The sequence below is a fragment of the Rathayibacter sp. AY1B8 genome, assembly GCF_002932775.1.
GTDB lineage: Bacteria > Actinomycetota > Actinomycetes > Actinomycetales > Microbacteriaceae > Rathayibacter.
On sequence record NZ_PSWJ01000014.1, the window covers coordinates 1 to 20,467 of the forward strand.

The following is a 20,467-nucleotide window of genomic DNA, read 5'->3' on the forward strand; positions in this document are numbered from 1 at the left end:
GAGCTGGTGGTGCAGGTGTCGGACAGCGGCCCCGGAGTCGCGAGCGCCGCCGACGTCCTGATCCTCGGCGCCTCCTTCGCCGGCCTCGCCGCCGCCACCGCCCTCGGCCGCAGTCTCCGCGACGTCCTCGTCGTCGACGGCGGACCTCCGCGCAACGCACCCTCGCCCGGTGCCCACAACGTGCTGACCCGCGACGGCGTCCCGCCCACGGAGCTGGTGCGTCTGGCGCGCGCCGAGGCCGAGGGCTACGGAGCCCGGGTGGTCGAGGGCGAGGCGGTCCGCGCCTCCGCGGGTGCCGAGGGCGTGACCGCGACCCTCGCCGACGGCACGGTCCTCCGCGCGCGCCGCCTCCTGCTCGCGACCGGCGTCCGCGACCTGCTGCCGGAGATCCCCGGGCTCGGCGCCCGCTGGGGACGGGACGTCCTGCACTGCCCCTACTGCCACGGCTTCGAGGTGCGCGGCCGGCGGATCGGCGTGCTCGGCAGCTCGTTCGCCGGGCACCAGGCGCAGATGTTCCGACAGCTCAGCGACCGGACGTCGATCCTGCTCCACGGCGCACCCGCGCCCGTCGGCGACGAGGCGGCGGCGCTGGCCGCCCGCGGGATCGCTCTCGTGCCGGGTCGCGTCGAGAAGGTCCTCGTCGAGGACGACCGCCTGGTCGGCGTGGTGATCGACGGTCGGCGGCACGAGCTCGACGCGCTCGTCGTCGGCCCGCGGGTCGATGGGCGGCTCCCCGAGGGGCTCGGCCTCGAGCTCGCCGACCACCCGTCGGGAGTCGCGCGGCACCTCGCCGTCGATCCGATGGGCCGGACCGGCGTCGCCGGGGTCTTCGCCGCGGGCTCGCTGGTCGAGCCGATGGCGCAGGTCGTCGCCTCGTCCGCCGACGGGCTGCGCGTGGGCGCGGCGATCAACCACGACCTGATCGAGGAGGAGATCGCCGCCGCGCTGCGGGCCGCCTGACGTGCGCTCAGCGGCGGCGGTACTCCAGCTCCGGGCGGCCGGGGGAGCCGTAGCGGGGCGCGCGGCCCGCGACTCCGGAGTCGGCGAGGTGCTCGAGGTAGCGGCGCGCCGTCACCCGCGAGATGTCGAGGCGGGTGGCGAGCTCGGCCGCCGAGAGGCCGACGGGACCCAGCAGCGCGGTGACGGCCTCGAGGGTCTGCGCCGAGAGCCCCTTGGCCAGACCCGGGGCGTTGGAGGTGCGGAGCGCCGCGAAGGCCCCGTCCACCTCGTGCTGGCTGGCGACGTCGGCGCCGTGCATCCGCTCGCGGTACGACCGGTAGCTGGCGAGCTTGGCGGCGAACGCGCTGAAGACGAACGGCTTGATCAGGTACTGCACGATGCCGGCGGCGACGGAGGCGCGCACGTTCGCGGCGTCGCGGACGGCGGTGATCGCGATGACGTCGACGTCCAAGCCCGCCGCCCTGACGGCCCGGCAGAGGTCGAGGCCGCCCATGTCCGGCAGGTTCATGTCGAGCAGGATCAGCGCGATGCCCGGGTCCGCGCGCAGGGCCCGGATCGCCTCCGCCCCGCTGCCGGCGACCGCGGCCACCTCGAAGCCGTCGACCCGCCGGACGTAGTCGGCGTGGGCGCTCGCGGTCAGCGGCTCGTCCTCGACGACGAGCACCCGGATCACGACGCCACCCGCGCGGGCAGCGGCAGCTGCACCGTGAACACCGCGCCGATGTGGCGCGAGACCTCGATCGAGCCGCCGAGCCGCTCCACCACCTGCTGCACCAGCGCCAGGCCGATGCCGCGGCCGAAGCCGTCCGACTCCTTCGTCGAGTAGCCGCGCGCGAAGACGTCGGCGGCGCTCGCGACTCCGGGGCCGCTGTCCGACACCTGCACCACCAGCTCGCCCTCCGCGAGGCCGAGGTAGACCTCCACCCACGGCTCGCGGTCCGGAGCGGAGGAGGCGGCCGCGTCGAGGGCGTTGTCGATCAGGTTGCCCAGCACCGTCACGAGGTCCCCGGGCTCCAGCCCCTGCGTGCCGGGCTCGAGGTGCGTCTCGAAGTGCAGCTCGACGCCGCGCTCGCGGGCCTGTGCGGCCTTGCCCAGCAGCAGGGCGGCGATCACCGGCTCCTGCACGGAGCCGAGGACCCGGTCGGCCAGGCGCTGGCTGAGGTTCAGCTCGCCGGCGGCGAACGCGAGCGCCTCGTCGGGCCGGCCGAGCTCGATCAGCGACGCGATGGTGTGCAGGCGGTTCGAGAACTCGTGGGTCTGCGAGCGCAGCGCGTCCGAGAGGGTGCGCAGCGACTCCAGCTCGCCGCTCACCCGCTGCAGCTCGGTGCGGTCCCGGAGCGTGACGACCGTGCCCAGGGGGCGGGCGCCGGGGGAGGCGGCGGGCCGCTCGTTCACCACGAGGATCCGCTCGCGGGCCACGACCAGGCGGTCCGAGACGGGCTCGTCGTCCTGCAGCAGCTCGCGCAGGGCGACGGGGAGGTCGAGCTCGGCGACCGGCACCGGCGTCCGCACGCCCTCGAGCCCGAGCAGCTCCAGCGCGTGGTCGTTGGCGAGCACCAGTCGGCCGCGGTCGTCGACCAGCAGCAGCCCCTCCCGCACCGAGTGCAGGACGGACTCGTAGTAGGCGAAGACCTGGCTCATCTGCTCCGGGCCCCGCCCGCCCGTGACCCGCCTCAGGTAGCGGGCGAGGAGCCACGAGCCGAGCGCGCCGAGCGCGACCGCGCCGAGCGCGCCCCACGCGACGACCTGCACGCGGGCGGCGAAGGAGGCGTCCACGGCCGAGAGCGTGACGCCCGCCGACACGAGCGCGACGACCGCGCCGTCGGCGTCCTCGATCGGTGCGACGGCGCGGACGGAGGGCCCGAGCGTGCCGGCGTACGTCTCGGTGAAGGTCCGCCCCTCCAGCGCGGGCTCGATCGTGCCCTGGAACGGCAGGCCGATCCGGTCGCGGTCGCGGTGGGTGTACCGGGTGCGGTCGGGGGCCATGATCGTGAGGAAGTCGACGCCGGTGTCCCGCATGACCTCCTCGGCGTACGGCTGCAGGCTCGCGGAGGGGTCCGCGCCGGCCGTCGACTCGAGGACGAACGGATTGTCGGCCACCGTCCGCGCCACGACGAGGCTCCGCTGGGCGGCCTCGTCGCCGGCTCGGCTCCGCGCGTCGAGGGCGAGCACCGCGACGGCCGCCGCGGCGATCAGCAGGATGCTCAGCAGCTGCACGGCGAACAGGCGCGCGGCGATGCTGCCGCGCGGTCCGCGTGCGCTCGGCGTCCTGACCATGCCACTCCCTCGTGAGCGAGCGCTCGGGGCGCCCCGCCGTGAACAGTATGAACGCAACCGTGCCGGGCTCCGGAGGCGGGGCCACCATCGTCCTACCCCCTCACCTCGACGAAGAGAAGGACACCCCCATGGCGAAGACGCCTCAGACGCCGTCCGACCGGCTGATCCCCGCGGTCACCCCTCCGAAGACCCGGCGGCGCATCGACCGGAACCACTGGCTCTACATCGCCGTCATCATCGCCGTGGTCGCCGGCGTCGTGGTCGGACTCGTCGCTCCCGCCTTCGCGGCGACGCTCGAGCCCGTCGGCAAGGCCTTCGTCGGACTGATCAAGATGATGATCGCGCCGATCATCTTCTGCACCATCGTCATCGGCATCGGCTCCATCGCGAAGGCCGCCACGGTCGGCAAGGTCGGCGGACTCGCGCTGGGCTACTTCATCGTGATGTCGACCTTCGCCCTGGCGATCGGCCTCGTCGTCGGCAACATCCTGCACCCGGGCGAGGGCCTCGACATCTCGAGCGCCACCTACGACACCAGCGACCTCAAGGCCGAGAGCACCAGCGACTTCGTCCTCGGGATCATCCCCGTCTCGCTGTTCTCCTCGCTCGTGGACGGCAGCATCCTGCAGACCCTCTTCGTCGCGCTGCTCGTCGGCTTCGCGCTGCAGAAGATGGGCGCCAAGGGCCAGCCGATCCTCGGAGCGATCAAGCAGCTCCAGGTCCTGGTCTTCCGCATCCTCTCGATGGTGCTCTGGGTCGCCCCGATCGGCGCGTTCGGCGCCATCGCCGCGGTCGTCGGCAAGACCGGCTGGGGAGCGGTCGTCGCTCTCGCCACCCTGATGATCGGCTTCTACATCACCTGCGCGATCTTCGTGGTCGTCGTCCTCGGCCTGCTGCTGCGCCTGGTGACCGGCGTCAGCATCTTCTCGCTGATGAAGTACCTGGCCCGCGAGTACCTGCTCATCGTCGGCACCTCCTCCTCGGAGGCGGCGCTGCCCCGCCTGATCGCGAAGATGGAGCACCTCGGCGTCTCCAAGCCCGTCGTCGGCATCACCGTGCCCACCGGCTACTCCTTCAACCTCGACGGCACGGCGATCTACCTCACGATGGCGTCGCTGTTCATCGCCTCGGCCACCGGAGCGCCGATGTCGATCCCGGAGCAGATCGGCCTCCTCCTCTTCATGATGATCGCCTCGAAGGGCGCCGCGGGCGTCACCGGAGCGGGCCTGGCCACGCTGGCCGGCGGCCTCCAGTCCTTCCGTCCCGACCTGGTCAACGGCGTCGGCGTGATCGTCGGCATCGACCGCTTCATGTCCGAGGCCCGCGCGGTCACCAACTTCACCGGCAACGCGGTCGCCACCCTTCTCGTGGGCACCTGGACCAAGCAGATCGACATGGTGCAGGTCCGCGAGGTCCTCGGCGGGCGCTCGCCCTTCGACGAGACCACGCTCGGAGCGGACGAGCACGAGGCCCCCGCGTCGGGCACCTCGATCACCGAGGGGATCGCCTCGATCCAGGACTCCGACGAGGCGTCGCGGATGCGTGCGGAGATCGCGGCCAAGCGCTAGCCGATCCGATCGCGAAGGCCCCGCCTCCCGGAACCGGTCCGGGAGGCGGGGCCTCCGTCGTGCGAGGGTCAGTGCCTCCGCACCCCGAGCAGAGGCAGGGTCACCGAGCAGAGCGGCCCGATCAGCACCGCGAAGAGGAGGGTGCCGAGGCCGGCGTCGCCGCCGAGGGCCCAGCCGATGAGCAGCACCGTGAGCTCGACGCCCGAGCGCGCCACCCAGATCGGCAGGCCCGTGCGGGTGTGCAGGCCCAGCATCAGTCCGTCGCGGGGCCCCGGACCGAGGTGGGCGCCGATGTAGATCCCGCTCGCGACCGCCAGAAGCACGAGGCCTCCGGCGAAGAGCAGGCCGCGGGCCCACCACTCGTCCGGCGTCGCCAGCACGCGCAGCCCGACATCGATCATCGTGCCGACCACGAGCACGTTCAGCACGGTGCCGAGACCGGGCCGCTGTCGGAGGGGGATCCACAGCAGCAGGACGAGCAGGCCGATCACGTTCGTGAGCAGTCCGATCCCGAGCCCGGTCTGGTGCGCGACCCCCTGGGCGAAGACGGTCCACGGGTCCACGCCGATCGCCGCTCGGATCATCATCGCGTCGGCGAATCCGTAGAGGATCAGGCCCACCAGCAGGCGCGGCACGGGTCGGAGGCGCCACTGGCCCGCTGGGGGAGCGGCGGCGGCGACAGGAGCGGTGAGGGTCATGGACTCATCACAGCGCGGCATTGGCCTTCTTCGCGCGGTCCAATCCGGCTACCTTGGACGCATGGCTGATGTCCACTTCGGCGCGCGCGCCCTGCAGACCCTCCTCGGCGACTGGCGCGAGCAGCGCGGCACCCGGCCCGCCTACCTCGCGCTGGCCGACCGGATCCGCCTCCTCGGGATCGACGGCCGCATCCCCGCGGGCAGCCGCCTGCCCGCCGAGCGCGAGCTCTCGGCCCGCCTCGGCGTCAGCCGCACGACCGTGGCCGCCGCGTACCGCGAGCTGCGCGACAGCGGCTACCTCGTCAGCGTGCGCGGCTCCGGCAGCGTCACCCGCCTGCCGGGAGCGGCCGTGCACGCGGTGCCCTCGCTCGCGCCGGACTTCCTCGACTTCACCAAGGCGGCACTGCCCGCCGTCCCCGAGCTGGCCGAGGCGTACACCCGCGCGGCGCAGGCGGCCCCCGAGCACTTCGACTCCGGCTCCTACGACACGGTCGGCCTGCCGGTGCTGCGCCGCGCGATCGCCGAGCGCTACACCGCGCGGGGTCTGCGCACCGAGCCCGGCCAGATCATGGTGACCATCGGCGCGCAGCACGCGATCGCGCTCGTCGCCCGCACCCTGCTCGCGCGGGGCGACCGGGCGCTGATCGAGGCCCCGACCTACCCGCACGCCTACGAGGCCCTCCGGCTGGCCGGCGCGCGGCTCGTGCCGGTGAACGTCGACGGGGCGGACGGCTGGGACGGAGAGGGCCTGATCGCCGCGCTGCGCGGCACGAGCCCGAGCCTGGCCTACCTGATGCCCGACTTCCACAACCCGACGGGCCGCTCCATGGCCGCCGAGCTGAGGGAGCGGGCGATCGCCGCCGCGGCGCGGCAGGGCACGCTGATCATCGCCGACGAGACGACGGCCGAGCTCGACATCGACCGGCGGATGACGCCGCTGCCGTTCGCCGCCTACGGGCCCGAGGGGACGGTGCTCTCGATCGGCTCCGTCGGCAAGACACTGTGGGGCGGCATCCGGATCGGCTGGATCCGCGCCGAGCGGGCGGTGATCCGCAAGCTGGCGCTGGCGCGCTCGGCGAGCGACCTCGGCACGCCGATCCTGGAGCAGCTCCTGGTCGCGGACATGCTCGGCCGGATGGACGGCGTGCTGGAGCTGCGGCGCTCGCAGCTGCGCGCGGGCCGCGACCACCTCGAGGCGGCCCTGGCGCGCGCGATCCCGGAGTGGAGCGTGCCGCGGGTCTCGGGCGGCCTCTCCACCTGGGTGGGCCTGGGCCGGCCGGCGAGCTCGCAGCTCGCGCTCGCCGCCCGGACGGCGGGCCTGCTGATCACCGCGGGCCCGCGCTTCGGGATCGACGGCGCCTTCGAGCGGTTCCTCCGCATCCCGATCGGCTACTCGCCCGAGGCGACCGACCGGGCCGTGGAGGCGCTCGCGACGGCGTGGGCGCAGGTCGCGCGGCACCCGGCAGCCGACCCGGGGTACCTCGCCGACGTGGTCTGAGGTGGAGTGCCCGCCGGGCGTGTGAGATCGTTCTCTCATGAGTGACGGGTACGGCTACCTGCTGGTCCACTTCGTGGAGGACCGGACCGGCCACAGCGAGAAGATCTTCCTCTCGCTCAGCCGGGGCGACGATCCGCTGCGCTGGCGCGCGCTCGGGCCGGTGCTGGAGTGGACCGGCGGCACGGGCGGCGTCCGCGACCCCCACATCGTCCGCGGGCCGCGGGGCTTCCACCTCGTCGCCACCGACCTCCGCGTCTGGCGGCCCGAGGGCCCGGACTGGGACCACTACCGGCACCGGGGGAGCCGCGACCTCGTGGTCTGGGACTCCCCGGACCTCCTCGAGTGGTCCGAGCCGCGCGCGGTCGCCGTCGCTCCCGAGGGCGCGGGCATGGCCTGGGCGCCGGAGTCGGTCTACGACCCGGTCTCGGGCGACTTCCTCGTGCACTGGTCCTCCGGCCTGGCCGAGGACGGCGACCCCGCCACCGGCGAGACGGGCGACAGCCGCATCCTGATGTCCCGCACGCGCGACTTCCGCACGTTCGCCGAGCCCGAGACCTACCTGCGGCTGCCCGGCGGAGTGATCGACATGACGCTGCTGATCGAGGGCACGGCCGTCCACCGCTTCGCCAAGCAGCACGACGAGGCCCCCGACACGATGCAGGTGTTCCAGCAGGTCGGCTCCTCCCTCCTCGCGGACGACTTCGCCACCGTCGCCCGGGGGATCGGGCAGGAGCTCGGCCCGAGCATCGAGGGGCCGCTGGTCTTCCGGCACCACCGCGAGGAGCGCTGGTCGCTCTGGGTCGACCAGTACGCCCTCCGCCCCTACGGCTACCGCGCCTACACGAGCACCGACCCGGCCTCGGGCCGCTGGGAGCTCGCGGAGGAGTTCGACCTGCCCGAGGACACCAAGCACGGAGCGGTCCTCCCGCTCACCCGATCCGAGTACACGGCGCTCGACGAGCGCCACCCCGCCTGAGAGGCCCCGCATGACCGACTTCAGCCCCCGTCTCGCCGACGCCCTCGTCACCGTCCTCGGTGCCGACGGCGCTCCGCTCGCCCACGCCGACGTGACGGTCGAGCAGCGCCGCCACGCCTTCGCCTTCGGCTGCACCCCTCCGAGCACCGACCCCGCGCGCGCCGAGGAGCGCCGGCTCTGGCTCGACCTGTTCGACACGGCGACGCTCCCCGTCTACTGGGGACGCTTCGAGCCGGAGCGCGGCCGCACCGCGACGGAGGAGGTGCTCGCCGAGGCGCGCGCGCTCGCCGCGGACGGCGTCCGCCTGAAGGGGCACCCGCTCGTCTGGCACTACGTGAAGCCGGAGTGGCTCGACGCGCTGCCGCTGGACGAGGCCGAGCAGCTCCTCCGCGCGCGCATCCGCCGGGAGGTGGGCGCCTTCGCCGGGCTGATCGACACCTGGGACGCGATCAACGAGGTCGTCATCATGCCGCGCTTCGCGAACGACCCGGACGGCGTGACGAACGCCGTCACCCGCCTCGCCCGCGAGAATGGACGCGTCGGCATGGTCGAGCTGGCCTTCTCGGAGGCGCGCAGCCTCGGCACCGGACCGGTGCTCGTGCTGAACGACTTCGACCTCGGGCCCGAGTACGAGCGGCTGATCGAGGACGTGCTCGAGGCCGGGATCCGGCCCGACGCGATCGGCCTGCAGTCGCACATGCACCAGGGGTTCCGCGGGGAGGAGCAGATCGCGGCGATCTGCGACAGGTTCGCGCGCTTCGGCCTGCCGCTGCACTGGACCGAGACCACCCTCGTCTCGGGCGAGCTGATGCCCGCCGAGATCGAGGACCTCAACGACCACGTGGTCGAGGACTGGCCGACCACTCCGGAGGGGGAGGCGCGGCAGGCGGACGAGATGGTGCGGCACTACGAGACGCTGGTCGCGCATCCGGCGGTCGAGGCGATCACCTACTGGGGCTTCGACGACGCCGGCGCCTGGCTCGGAGCGCCGGGCGGGTTCCTCCGCCGCGACGGGAGCCCGAAGCCGGCCTACGAGGCGCTGCGCTCGCGGATCCGCGGGGACTGGTGGCTCGAGCCGACGGTGCTCCGGACGGACGCCGAGGGGCGCGTCGGCGTCCGGGCCTTCGCCGGGGACTTCGCGCTCTCGAGCGCGGGGGCGGGCGCTGCAGTGAGCCTCCCCGTCGGGTCGTCGACGGCGGAGGTCCGCCTGGGCTGAGGGCGTCCGGGCCCGCCGGTGGCGCGGGTCGCCCCGTCGCGCGCCCCGGAACGCCGCGTCCCTCCCAACACTCAGTCGGCTGATGGAAGACTCGGAGGGTGCATCTCCTCGCGGTCCTCAGCATGAAGAACCGGGCGCTCATCGCGCTCGTCACCGTCGTCATCGCCGTCTTCGGCGGAGTCGCCCTGACCGGGCTCAAGCAGGAGCTCGCGCCGTCGATCTCCTTCCCGCAGCTCGCCGTCGTCACGTCCTACCCGGGCGCCGCTCCGGAGGTGGTCAACGACGACGTCTCGACGCCGATCGAGACCGCCATCCAGGGGGTGCCGGGGCTCGAGACGACCAGCGCGACGTCCTCAACGGACTCCTCCCTCATCTCGGCGTCCTTCACCTACGGCACCGACCTCGCCACCGCCGAGCAGAAGATCCTGCAGGCGATCAACCGGATCAAGAGCACGCTCCCGGACGGCGTCGACCCGCAGGTGGTCACCGGCTCCCTCGACGACCTGCCGGTGCTGCAGCTCGCCGTGTCGAGCGACGGCGACGCGGACGCGCTGGCCGAGCGCCTGCGCACCACGGTCATCCCGGACCTGGAGAAGGTCGAGGGCGTGCGCGAGGCGGCGCTCGTCGGCGAGACCGCCCAGCGCGTCACGATCACTCCGGACGACGCGGCGCTCGCCGCGGCCGGCCTCTCGACCGGCGACATCCGCTCGGCCCTGCAGCAGAACGGCGTGCTCGTCGCGGGCGGACAGATCACCCAGGACGGGTCGACCTTCTCGGTGCAGTCGGGCGTCAAGCTCGACTCGACCGACGCGATCGCGGCGCTGCCGCTGCTGCCGTCCGCAGGTGCCTCCGCGGGTGCGGGCGGCGCCGGTGCGTCAGCGGGCGCGGGTGCCTCCGCGGGTGCCGGGGCTTCCGCCGGCGGCTCCGACGCCGGAGCGGCGGCGGGAGGCGCGGCCGTGACCGCAGAGCCGACGGTCACCACCCTCGGCTCCGTCGCGACGGTCGCCGTCACCGACGCCCCCGTCACCTCGATCTCGCGCGTCAACGGCCAGCCCGCCCTGACCCTCTCGATCACGAAGCTCCCGGCCGCGAACACCGTCGATGTGTCGACCGGCGTGGCCGCGCTGCTCCCGGACCTCGAGGAGTCGATCGGCGACAACGCCGCCTTCACCCCGGTCTTCGACCAGGCGCCCTACATCCAGGAGTCGATCGCGTCGCTCGCGCAGGAGGGGGCGCTCGGCCTCGTCTTCGCCGTGCTGGTGATCCTGCTGTTCCTGCTGTCGGTGCGCTCGACCCTGGTCACGGCCATCTCGATCCCGACCTCGGTGCTGATCACCTTCATCGGCCTGCAGACGGCCGGCTACACCCTCAACATCCTGACCCTCGGCGCGCTCACCATCGCGATCGGCCGTGTGGTCGACGACTCCATCGTCGTGATCGAGAACATCAAGCGGCACCTCGACGCGGGTGAGGACCGGGCCCGGACCATCGCGGTCGCCGTCCGCGAGGTCGCCGGCGCGATCACCGCCTCCACGATCACCACGGTCGCGGTGTTCCTGCCGATCTCGTTCGTCGGCGGCACCACGGGCGAGCTGTTCCGGCCCTTCGCGCTGACCGTGTCGATCGCCCTGCTCGCCTCCCTCGTGGTGGCGCTGACGATCGTGCCGGTGCTCGCCTACTGGTTCCTCCGCCCCTCGAAGCGGCCGGCGGTGCGCCAGGCCGCGCAGGCGGCGCTCGCGGAGGAGCGCGCGGCGGCCGGAGGGGCACCCGCCTCGGGGGTCCCGGCCGACACCGCCGCGCCGGTCGAGGAGGCCCCGCACCACGGCGCCCACGCCGCTCCCCGGCGGGCGCGCGGGCTGCAGTCGGTGTACGGCCCGATCATCCACTGGACGCTGAAGCACTCGGTCGTCACCGTCCTCCTCGCGCTGCTCGTGCTCGTCGGGACCGGTGCGCTGTACCCGCTGATGAAGACGAACTTCCTCGGCTCCAGCGGGCAGGACACCTTCACCGTCACACAGACGGTCCCCGTCGGCCAGAGCCTCGACGCGCAGGACGCGACGGCGCAGCAGGCGAGCACGGCGATCCTCGGCGTCGACGGCGTCGAGACCGTCCAGCTCACCGTCGGCTCCTCCGGCGGTCTGCAGAGCGCGTTCGGCGGGGGAGGAGGCGGCGGCACCTCGATCCGCTACTCCGTCACCACCGATGAGTCGGCCGACCAGGAGGCCGTGCAGGCGGACGTCCGCGACGCGCTGTCGGGCGTCGCCTCGGCCGAGGACATCAGCGTCGCCGCCTCCTCCGGCTTCGGCGCCTCCTCGGACATCGAGGTCGACCTCTCGACCGCCTCGCAGAGCGACCTCCAGAGCGCGAGCGACCAGCTCCTCGAGGCCCTGCGCGGGACCGACGGGATCAGCCAGGCCGAGAGCAACCTCTCCTCCTCGCTGCCCTACATCGCGGTGCGGGTCGACCGCGACGCCGCGGCCCGGGCGGGTCTCAGCGAGGTCGCCGTGGGCACGATCGTCAGCCAGGCGCTCCAGCCCAGCCAGGTCGGCAGCGTCGTGATCGACGACCGCACCCTCTCGATCTACCTGGCCGACGGGCAGCCGCCGGCCACCGTGGACGAGCTGCGGAACCTCGAGGTGCCGACCCTCACCGGCACCGTCGCGCTCTCCACCCTCGCGGCGGTCGAGCAGACGGACGGTCCGGCGAGCATCACCACCGAGCGCGGGCAGCGCACCGCGACCATCACCGTCACCCCGGAGGGCGACGACCTCGCCTCGGCCAACGTCGCCGTGCAGAACGCGATCGACGCGACGGCGCTTCCGGCCGGTGTCGGCGCCTCCCTCGGCGGAGTGACCGCCGACCAGGCCGACGCGTTCTCGCAGCTGGGCATCGCGCTGCTGGTCGCGATCCTGATCGTCTACGTCGTGATGGTGGCGACGTTCCGCTCGCTCCTGCAGCCGCTGCTCCTGCTCGTGTCGGTGCCGTTCGCGGCGACCGGCGCGATCCTCCTGCAGGTGATCACCGGCGTGCCGCTGGGCGTGCCGTCCCTGATCGGCGTGCTGATGCTGATCGGCATCGTCGTCACGAACGCGATCGTGCTCGTGGACCTGGTGAACCAGTACCGCGACCGCGGGATGCCGGTGCGGGAGGCGCTGCTGCACGGCACCGAGCGGCGGCTCCGGCCCATTCTGATGACCGCCCTCGCGACGATCTTCGCCCTCCTGCCGATGGCGCTGGGGATCACGGGCCACGGCGGCTTCATCTCGCAGCCGCTGGCGATCGTCGTGATCGGCGGCCTGGTGTCCTCGACGGTGCTGACCCTCGTGGTCCTGCCCGTCGTCTACAACCTGGTCGAGGGGTATCGTGAGCGGCGGCGTGCCGCCCGCGCCGGGAAGGCGTCGGCATGACGGACATCAGGGATGCGGCCGAGACGGTCGGCTCGCGCTGGCGCAGCGGCCCGGAGCGCGCCACCGCGGTCCTCGACGAGATCGGTCCGGAGCGCTTCGTCGCCCGCGACTTCCGCCCGGGCACGCTCCGGCACCTCGTCCTGATCCGCTTCCGCCCGACGGCGCTGGTCGCCGAGGCGGACGAGGTCACCCGCCGCTTCCTCGCCCTCGCCGACGAGTGCGTCCGCGACGGACGGCCCTACATCGAGTCGATCGAGACCGGGCCGCAGCTGAGCATCGAGGGCGCGGGCGAGGGGTTCGACCGCGCGTTCCTGCTGACCTTCTCCTCCGAGGGCGACCTGCACTACTACCTGGGCCGGCCGGCCGTCGAGGACCCCGCGCACTGGGATCCGGCGCACGACGCGTTCAAGGAGTTCGTCGGGCCGTTCGTCGACACGGCCGGCATCGTCGCGTTCGACTTCCGACCCGAAGAGCACTGATGGCGACTCCCGACTTCGTGCTGCGGCTGCGCGAGCGGATCGGGACCGAGCTGCTCTGGCTCACCGGCGTGACCGCGGTGATCCTCCGCGAGGAGCCGGCGCTCGAGGTCCTGCTCGTCCGGCGCGCCGACACCGGAGCCTGGACGGCCGTCACCGGGATCATCGACCCGGGCGAGACCGTCGCCGGCACCGCCCGCCGCGAGGCGCAGGAGGAGGCGGGCGTCGAGATCGAGGTCGAGCGCCTCGTGCAGGTGCACACCCTCCCGCCGATGCAGTACCCCAACGGGGACCGCTCGCAGTACCTCGACCACGTGGTGCGCTGCCGCTGGATCTCGGGGGAGGCCCACGTCGCGGACGACGAGTCGACCGAGGTCGGCTGGTTCGCGCCCGACGCGCTGCCGCCGATGTCGGACGAGCACCGCGCCCGGATCGAGCGGGCGCTGTCGGACGAGCAGGGCTGCTCGATCGACTGACGGCGGGGGTGCGCGCCGGACGAGGGCGGGGCCGCCTCTCGGGAGCGGCACAGGGATGGCGCCGGGCGTCCTGCCGTGTCGGCCTCCGACCGGGCGGGCCCTCGGGCCGGGCTCCTCGGACCCGGTTCGCCTCGGATCGGGCGCTGCTCAGACCGGACGCGCGAAGCAGAGCACCGCATCGTCGCCGACGTGGGCTCCGAAGCCGTCGATCGCCGTGAAGCCGAGCGCCCCGGCCGCTGGGGCGAGCTCCGGCGCGGCGGCCAGGCGCAGCGTGCGGATCCGCTGCACCCGCGCCCACGACTCCGCCGCCGCGACGAGCCGTCGGGCGACTCCCGTGCGCCGGTGGACGGAGGCGACCACGAGCTCCAGCACCTCGGCGAAGTCGTCCGGGCCGGGAGCGAGCACCAGCACGCCGGACGCCGCCCCGTCGATCCGGGCGACCAGGACGCGGGCGTGCGGGGGCGGGACCGCGGCGAGGAGGCCCTCCGCTCCGGCTGCGTCCTCGAGGCGGACGACGACTCCGCTCACGAGCCCAGGTGGGCGCGGAGGAACTCGACGACCCGAGCACGCAGAGCGTCGTCGAGCAGCGCGATCGAGTGCAGCGAGCCGGGAAGGACGAGGAGGTCGACGCTCGAGCCCGCTCCGCGCAGCGCCTCGGCGAAGCGGGTCGACTGGCTGAGCGCGACCCGTTCGTGCGCCGCGTGCGCGATGAGGAACGGCGGCTCGGAGCCGTCCACCTGCGCGAGGGGCGAGGCGGCGGTCGCAGCGGGGCAGGAGGCGAGGTCCGCGCAGTCGAGGTAGCTGCGCACGGCGGCCGCGACTCCGACCACCGGGTCGTCGTCGGCGAGGCCGGCGGCGCTGAGATCGGAGGGGCCGCTCAGGTCGACCACGGCGGCCAGGCGGGACGAGGTCGACGGCAGCGTGCCGAGCAGAGAGGCGAGGTTGCCGCCGGCCGAGCCGCCGAAGGCCGCCACCCGTTCCGTATCGATGCCGAAGCGCGCGGTCTGCTCCGGCTCGAGCAGCCAGTCGAGGGCGGCCGTCACATCGTCGAGCTGCGCGGGGAACACGGCGGCGGGCGCGAGGCGGTAGTCGACCGAGACGGCGACGAACCCCTCCGATCCGAGCCACTGGCAGATCGGACGCCAGTTCGCGTCCGCCTTGCCTCCACGGGCCCAGCTGCCGCCGTGCACGACGAGGACGGCGGGCCGCGGCTTCGCCGACAAGGCAGGGGAGGAGCAGACGTCGACGCTCTGCCCGGTGCTCGCGTCGTAGACGACGTCGGCCGTCACGCTCACGCCGGACCAGTCGGGTGCGGGTGCCGCTCCGAGCGCCTGCGCCACCGGCTCCGAGACGGGAGTGGTGCTCGCGCAGCCCGAGAGGAGCAGTGCGAGGGCGGCCAGGACCGCGGCGACGCGTCGCGGGGATCGGGTGGGCTCGCGCATGAGTGCGATCAGCGTACGGGGTGCCCGGCGCCCCGGATGCGGCACCCCCGCGATCAGGGGGTGCCGGGCTCGCGCTGCAGCCGGACCAGGACGACCCCCGCGAGGATCAGCGCGCCGCCGCCGAACTGGATCGGCGCGGGCAGCTCGCCGAGGATCAGCCACGCGGCCGCGATCGAGAACAGCACCTCCGTCAGCCCGACGAAGGAGGCGATCCGCGTGCCGAGACGGCGTCCGCCCTCGATCCCGAGCAGATACGCCAGCACCGTCGACATGCCGAGGATCACGCCCGCGGGAAGGAGCCAGCTGACCTCCGCTCCGACGAACACCACCTCTCCGAACGTCGCGCGCAGCGGTGTGACGCCGAGCGCCCCGAGTGCCAGCAGGATCGCGGCGCCGACCGTCATCGCCCCCGCCGTGAGCGCGATCGGCGGCAGCTCCGGATCCACCCGACCGGCGATGACGTAGTAGACGCACAGGCCGAGCGAGGCGGTCAGCGCCCAGGCGATGCCGACCAGCTCGGGCGTCGACTCGCCGGACAGGTCGAGCACGAGCACCAGGCCGCCGAGCGCGAGCGCGGAGCCGGCGAGGGTGAAGCGGCCGGGGTGCCGGCGCGTGCGCGCCCAGGCGAAGAGGACGAGGAACACCGGCGCGAGGTACTCGATCAGCAGGGCGACGCCGACCGACATGTGCTCGATCGCGCTGTAGAAGCAGAGCTGCGCGGCGATCACGGCGAAGACTCCGTAGAGGGCGATCGTGCCGAGGTTGCGGCGGAGCACGGGCCAGCGGCCGCGGAGGGACAGGATCGCCGGGATCGCGAGGATCAGGGCCGCGCCGCCCGCCCGCCAGAGGACCGCGGACGCCGGCGTCCAGCCCGCCTCGAGGAGCGGCTTCACGAACGGCCCGCCCAGACCGAACGCCGCCGACGCGGCCAGCGCCGCGACGAGGCCGGAGCCGAGGCGCCGTGCAGGCGCGGGCGCGCTCGCGGCGGGGAGGGTGACGGCGGCGGTGCTCTCGGCGGTCATGGCCGGCTCCTTCAGGAGTCAAAAGGATTACACTCGTGACAGCGAGCTGATCGCACACTACTGAGCCGCACTGTCAGGAGTCAACATGGTGTTCGCCTATGACGTCGAGGCGTCGCTCACCTCCACCGCCACCCTCGTCAACACGCTCCCCGAGCTGTCGCCGTCCGGCGAGGACGAGATGGCGACGATCGAGCAGCTGGACGACTTCCTCCTCGAGAACCGGTACACGGGCAGCCGCGACGGATCGGCCGAGGAGCTGGAGGCCGTGCGGGCGATCCGCTCCTCCCTCCGCACCCTCTGGCTCACGCGGGCCGAGGAGGACCTCGTCCCCGTCGTCAACGGGATGCTCGACTCCGGCCGCGCGCTCCCGCAGCTGGTCCGGCACGGACCCTACGGCTGGCACCTCCACGCGACGCGCGACGAGAGCCCGCTCGCCACGCGCATCCTGGTCGAGGCCGCCATGGCGTTCGTCGACGTGATCCGCGGCGACGAGCGCGAGCGGATCCGCGTCTGCGCGGCGGAGGACTGCGAGGCGGTGCTCGTGGACTTCTCCCGCAACCGCTCGAAGCGCTACTGCGACACGGGCAACTGCGGCAATCGCGCGAACGTGGCCGCGTACCGGGCCCGGCGGGCGTCGCAGTAGCGGACGGGCGGTCGTTGCGCGCGGGCGCGCGTCGATCGTGCTGCGGCTCGGGGCCGGGGGGCTGTATGCGGGGCGACTCCGCGGGGGACCGGTTGCGGAGGTGCGCGACTCCCGGGCTTCGCGGCTCCCGACCTGAGCGGCTCCTGGCCGCACGTCTCCCCGCCCTAGCCAGGCTCCGGGGCCGCGTGTAGACTCGCTCGGTCGGCTCTTGACACCGTGCGTTCTCGTGCGGATGGGTTTGTTAGTCAAGTGGGCCGAGTCTCCGACAGTCGTCGTGAGACGAATCACATGTGTGAATCGGCCCCGGTCAATGACTCGCCCGGGTTCTCCCCCTGCTGCCCCGCAGCAGTCCAGCGCACGGACGCCCCTCACGACGGGGCTCCTCCGGCGTCGCCTCCTCGCGCACGACCTGAACCCAGGAAGAACTGCCATGCCCAAGAACAAGAAGCCCGCCGGCGGACGTCCGGCCAAGAACTTCGAGCCCAACCGCTTCGGCGCCTCGAGCGGCAAGTCCCAACTCGGCGGCCGCTCGCGCTTCCCCGGCGCCAAGCCGGGCTCGCGCAGCGAGGGCCACCGCGGATTCCGCGCCGTCGACGAGAACGCCCCCAAGAAGGCGCGCTGGAACGCCGACGAGCGCGCCGAGCGGGCCACCGAGCGCGCCGATCGGCCCGCCCGCGGGAACGACCGCGACGAGCGGCCCTCGCGCGGCTACGACCGCGACGCGCGTCCGGCCCGCTCGAACGACCGTGACGAGCGTCCGGCCCGTTCCTACGGGCGCGATGAGCGTCCTGCGCGTTCCTTCGACCGGAGCGACCGCCCGGCCCGTTCCTTCGACCGCGATGCGCGTCCGGCCCGCTCGAACGATCGCGACGATCGTCCGGCGCGTTCCTACGGGCGCGATGAGCGTCCGGCGCGTTCCTTCGACCGGAGCGACCGCCCGGCCCGTTCCTTCGACCGTGACGCGCGTCCGGCCCGCTCGAACGATCGCGACGAGCGTCCGGCCCGTTCCTACGGGCGCGACGAGCGTCCGGCGCGTTCCTTCGACCGGAGCGACCGCCCGGCCCGTTCCTTCGACCGCGATGCGCGTCCGGCCCGCTCGAACGACCGCGACGATCGTCCGACCCGCTCCTACGGACGCGACGACCGGCCCGCCCGCACCGGCGACCGCGACGAGCGCCCCTCGCGCGGCTACGACCGCACCGAGCGTCCCGCCCGCTCGTTCGACCGCAGCGACCGTCCGGCCCGCTCCTTCGACCGGGACGCGCGTCCCTCGCGCGGCCACGACCGCGGCGACCGCCCGACCCGCTCGTTCGACCGCGACTCCCGGCCCTCGCGCCGCGACTCCGGCTCGGACTTCTACCCCAGCCGCGACGCCCGTGCGCCGCACCAGGCCGACGACGTCGTGCTCGAGCGCCTCGAGGCGACGGCCACGCTCGCCGTCGACGTCGAGGGCGTCACCTTCGGCGACCTCGGCCTGGGCGGGAACATCGTCCGGATGCTGACCGAGCTCGGAGCGGCCGCGCCGTTCCCGATCCAGGCCGCGACCATCCCCGAGGTGCTCGCCGGCAAGGACGTCCTCGGACGCGGCAAGACCGGCTCCGGCAAGACCATCGCCTTCGGCGCCCCTGTCGTCGAGCGCCTGATGGAGAACAACGGAGCGAAGGGCCGCAAGCCGGGCCGCGCTCCGCGCGCGCTCATCCTCGCGCCGACCCGCGAGCTCGCCATGCAGATCGACCGGACGATCCAGCCGATCGCCCGCTCCGTCGGCCTGTTCACGACGACCATCTACGGCGGCGTCCCCCAGTACAAGCAGGTCGGAGCCCTCCAGCGCGGAGTCGACATCGTCATCGCGACGCCGGGCCGCCTCGAGGACCTCGTCGAGCAGGGCCGCCTCGACCTCTCGAACATCACCATCACGGTGCTCGACGAGGCCGACCACATGTGCGACCTCGGCTTCCTCGAGCCGGTGCAGCGCATCCTCCGCCAGACCGCCGACGGCGGCCAGCGGCTGCTGTTCTCGGCCACGCTCGACAAGGGCGTCGCGACGCTCGTCGACGAGTTCCTGGTCGAGCCGAGCGTCCACGAGGTCGCCGGCGAGGACCAGGCGTCCTCGACCATCGACCACCGCGTGCTCCTGATCGAGCACCGCGACAAGGCCGAGATCATCGAGCAGCTCGCCGCCCGCCAGGGCAAGACGCTGATCTTCGCCCGGACCCGCGCGTTCGCGGAGCAGCTCGCGGAGCAGCTCGACCACGCGGACATCCCCGCGACGAGCCTCCACGGCGACCTCAACCAGTCGCGCCGCACCCGCAACCTCGCACTGCTCACCAGCGGACGCGTGGACGTGCTGGTCGCGACCGATGTGGCCGCGCGCGGCATCCACGTCGACGACATCGACCTGGTGATCCAGGCGGACGCTCCCGACGAGTACAAGACGTACCTCCACCGCTCCGGCCGCACCGGCCGCGCGGGCAAGACGGGCACGGTCGTGACGCTCATCACGCGCAACCGCCGCCGCCGCATGGAGGAGCTGCTCGACCGTGCCGAGATCGAGGCCGAGATGATCGAGGCCCGCCCCGGCGACCGCGTCCTGCGCGAGATCAGCGCCCCGGCCGAGTAGCCGCCGACCGCACGACGACGAGGCGCGGACCCCTGCATCGGGGTCCGCGCCTCGTCGTCTTTCGTGGTGGGTGCTGTGGTGCGGCGTGACGGCGAGTGCCGGGTCGTGGTGACCCTCCGACTCCGCGCTGCGCAGGGCTCCGCGCTGTGCGGCTTCCCGTGGGGCGGCGCTGCGTTGCGCGACTCTGTGCTGGACGGCTCTGTGCTGGACGACTCTGTGCCGGACGACTCTGCAGTGTCCGGCTTCGCGGAGGGCTTCTGCACGCACGAACGCCGAAGGGCGGACACCTCGCGGTGCCCGCCCTTCGGCGTGTTCACCGGCCGGAGCCGGTGAGGGGAATCAGCTGGCCGGGGGGGTCAGCACGGTGTCGATGAGGTAGACGGTCGCGTTGGCGGTCTGGACGCCACCGCAGATGACGGACGCGTCGTTGACCTTCAGGTCGTCGCCGGAACCGGTGACGGTGAGGTTGCCACCCTGGACGGTGGCGTGGTCGCCGGCGATCGCGTCAGGGGCGATCTGGCCGGGGACGACGTGGTAGGTCAGGATCGAGGACAGCGTGGCGGCGCCCTCGGGGGTCTTGAGGGAGTCGACGGTCGCGGCGTCGAGCTTGGCGAACGCGTCGTCGACCGGGGCGAAGACGGTGAACTCGCCGCTGTTCAGCGTGTCGACGAGGTTGACGTCGGGGTTGAGGCCACCGGAGACCGCAGCGGTCAGGGTGGTGAGCAGCGGGTTGTTCGACGCGGCGGTCGCAACGGGGTCGAGCGACATGCCCTCGACCGAGCCGGCGCCGTCCGGGACCTGCTCGGCGTAGGCGGCACAGCCGGGGCCGACGAGGTTCGCGGCCGGGTCCATGGTCGCCATGGGGGTCGAGGAGGCGGAGGCCGACGAGGTGGCCATCGGGGTCGACATCTCGGTCGCCGCGTCGCTGGCGGCGGTGGTCGAGCCGCTTCCGCTCGAGCAGGCGGTGAGGCCGAGGGCGGCGGTGCCCAGCAGGGCGAATGCGGCGAGGGCGGAACGCTTGGTGGATCGCATGGGATTACTCCTTCGTGAGACGGCCCCCACGTGATGCGGAGGACCTGTTCTGTGTGGACCGTGTCGCGGCCGTTGACATGTGTTCGGAGCCCTCCCTGCGGGGGTTTGGATTTCTTTCGGTGATCTAGGTAACGGCTTCGTAACGGCAGGGAACCG

General features: G+C 73.3%; 17 protein-coding genes. 10 read left to right on the forward strand and 7 right to left on the reverse strand.

Translation table 11 applies throughout. From position 1 onward, the window contains the following. Positions 1-960: NAD(P)/FAD-dependent oxidoreductase (locus tag C5C63_RS09745; RefSeq protein ID WP_308471544.1), on the forward strand; the 960-nt coding region annotated here is incomplete at its 5' end. Positions 961-967: 7 nt separating this feature from the next. Here C5C63_RS09745 and C5C63_RS09750 read toward each other — a convergent pair. Continuing rightward, the gene (locus C5C63_RS09750) at positions 968-1,633 is read right to left on the reverse strand and encodes a response regulator (protein ID WP_104325954.1); all 666 of its coding nucleotides are present in this window, start codon (positions 1,631-1,633) and stop codon (positions 968-970) included. Beyond that, positions 1,630-3,237 (reverse strand): sensor histidine kinase, encoded by a 1,608-nt coding sequence (locus C5C63_RS09755; RefSeq protein WP_104325955.1) that lies wholly within the window; start codon positions 3,235-3,237, stop codon positions 1,630-1,632. The genes C5C63_RS09750 and C5C63_RS09755 overlap by 4 nt, the downstream gene beginning before the upstream one ends. Positions 3,238-3,365: 128 nt before the next feature. Here C5C63_RS09755 and C5C63_RS09760 point away from each other — a divergent pair, with 128 nt between their 5' ends. Continuing rightward, positions 3,366-4,805 (forward strand): cation:dicarboxylate symporter family transporter, encoded by a 1,440-nt coding sequence (locus C5C63_RS09760; RefSeq protein WP_104223811.1) that lies wholly within the window; start codon positions 3,366-3,368, stop codon positions 4,803-4,805. A gap of 68 nt (positions 4,806-4,873) precedes the next feature. Here the strand turns inward: C5C63_RS09760 and C5C63_RS09765 are convergent, their stop codons facing one another. Continuing rightward, entirely contained in the window at positions 4,874-5,503 is a 630-nt protein-coding gene (locus C5C63_RS09765) for a YitT family protein (protein ID WP_374952930.1), read from the reverse strand. Between the two features lie 61 nt (positions 5,504-5,564). Here C5C63_RS09765 and C5C63_RS09770 point away from each other — a divergent pair, with 61 nt between their 5' ends. From C5C63_RS09770 to C5C63_RS09795, 6 genes are all read left to right on the forward strand, one after another. After that, a complete protein-coding gene (locus C5C63_RS09770) occupies positions 5,565-7,001 on the forward strand; it encodes a PLP-dependent aminotransferase family protein (RefSeq protein ID WP_104325956.1) in 1,437 nt (478 codons plus the stop codon). Between the two features lie 37 nt (positions 7,002-7,038). Then, positions 7,039-7,977 (forward strand): glycoside hydrolase family 43 protein, encoded by a 939-nt coding sequence (locus C5C63_RS09775; protein ID WP_104325957.1) that lies wholly within the window; start codon positions 7,039-7,041, stop codon positions 7,975-7,977. 10 nt (positions 7,978-7,987) lie between these two features. After that, entirely contained in the window at positions 7,988-9,193 is a 1,206-nt protein-coding gene (locus C5C63_RS09780) for an endo-1,4-beta-xylanase (RefSeq protein ID WP_104325958.1), read from the forward strand. Positions 9,194-9,291: 98 nt separating this feature from the next. After that, entirely contained in the window at positions 9,292-12,600 is a 3,309-nt protein-coding gene (locus C5C63_RS09785) for an efflux RND transporter permease subunit (protein ID WP_104325959.1), read from the forward strand. Then, positions 12,597-13,079, forward strand: a complete 483-nt coding sequence (locus C5C63_RS09790; RefSeq protein ID WP_104249875.1) for a Dabb family protein — start codon at positions 12,597-12,599, stop codon at positions 13,077-13,079. The genes C5C63_RS09785 and C5C63_RS09790 overlap by 4 nt, the downstream gene beginning before the upstream one ends. Beyond that, positions 13,079-13,552, forward strand: a complete 474-nt coding sequence (locus C5C63_RS09795; RefSeq protein WP_104325960.1) for an NUDIX domain-containing protein — start codon at positions 13,079-13,081, stop codon at positions 13,550-13,552. Before C5C63_RS09790 ends, C5C63_RS09795 begins: the two co-directional genes overlap by 1 nt. A 147-nt stretch (positions 13,553-13,699) precedes the next feature. Here the strand turns inward: C5C63_RS09795 and C5C63_RS09800 are convergent, their stop codons facing one another. Genes C5C63_RS09800 through C5C63_RS09810 form a run of 3 tightly spaced genes read right to left on the reverse strand, consistent with a single transcriptional unit; the run spans position 13,700 to position 16,016 of the window. Further along, entirely contained in the window at positions 13,700-14,080 is a 381-nt protein-coding gene (locus C5C63_RS09800) for a GNAT family N-acetyltransferase (RefSeq protein ID WP_104246893.1), read from the reverse strand. Continuing rightward, entirely contained in the window at positions 14,077-14,994 is a 918-nt protein-coding gene (locus C5C63_RS09805; protein WP_104325961.1) for an alpha/beta hydrolase, read from the reverse strand. The genes C5C63_RS09800 and C5C63_RS09805 overlap by 4 nt, the downstream gene beginning before the upstream one ends. Positions 14,995-15,047: 53 nt before the next feature. Further along, positions 15,048-16,016, reverse strand: a complete 969-nt coding sequence (locus C5C63_RS09810) for a DMT family transporter (protein WP_104237656.1) — start codon at positions 16,014-16,016, stop codon at positions 15,048-15,050. A gap of 85 nt (positions 16,017-16,101) precedes the next feature. Here C5C63_RS09810 and C5C63_RS09815 point away from each other — a divergent pair, with 85 nt between their 5' ends. After that, positions 16,102-16,659 (forward strand): CGNR zinc finger domain-containing protein, encoded by a 558-nt coding sequence (locus C5C63_RS09815; protein ID WP_104226176.1) that lies wholly within the window; start codon positions 16,102-16,104, stop codon positions 16,657-16,659. 430 nt (positions 16,660-17,089) lie between these two features. Then, the gene (locus C5C63_RS09820) at positions 17,090-19,279 is read left to right on the forward strand and encodes a DEAD/DEAH box helicase (RefSeq protein ID WP_104325962.1); all 2,190 of its coding nucleotides are present in this window, start codon (positions 17,090-17,092) and stop codon (positions 19,277-19,279) included. A gap of 339 nt (positions 19,280-19,618) precedes the next feature. On the opposite strand, the gene C5C63_RS09830 is transcribed toward C5C63_RS09820, so the two are convergent. After that, a complete protein-coding gene (locus C5C63_RS09830; RefSeq protein WP_104223824.1) occupies positions 19,619-20,311 on the reverse strand; it encodes a fasciclin domain-containing protein in 693 nt (230 codons plus the stop codon). Positions 20,312-20,467 lie beyond the last annotated feature (156 nt).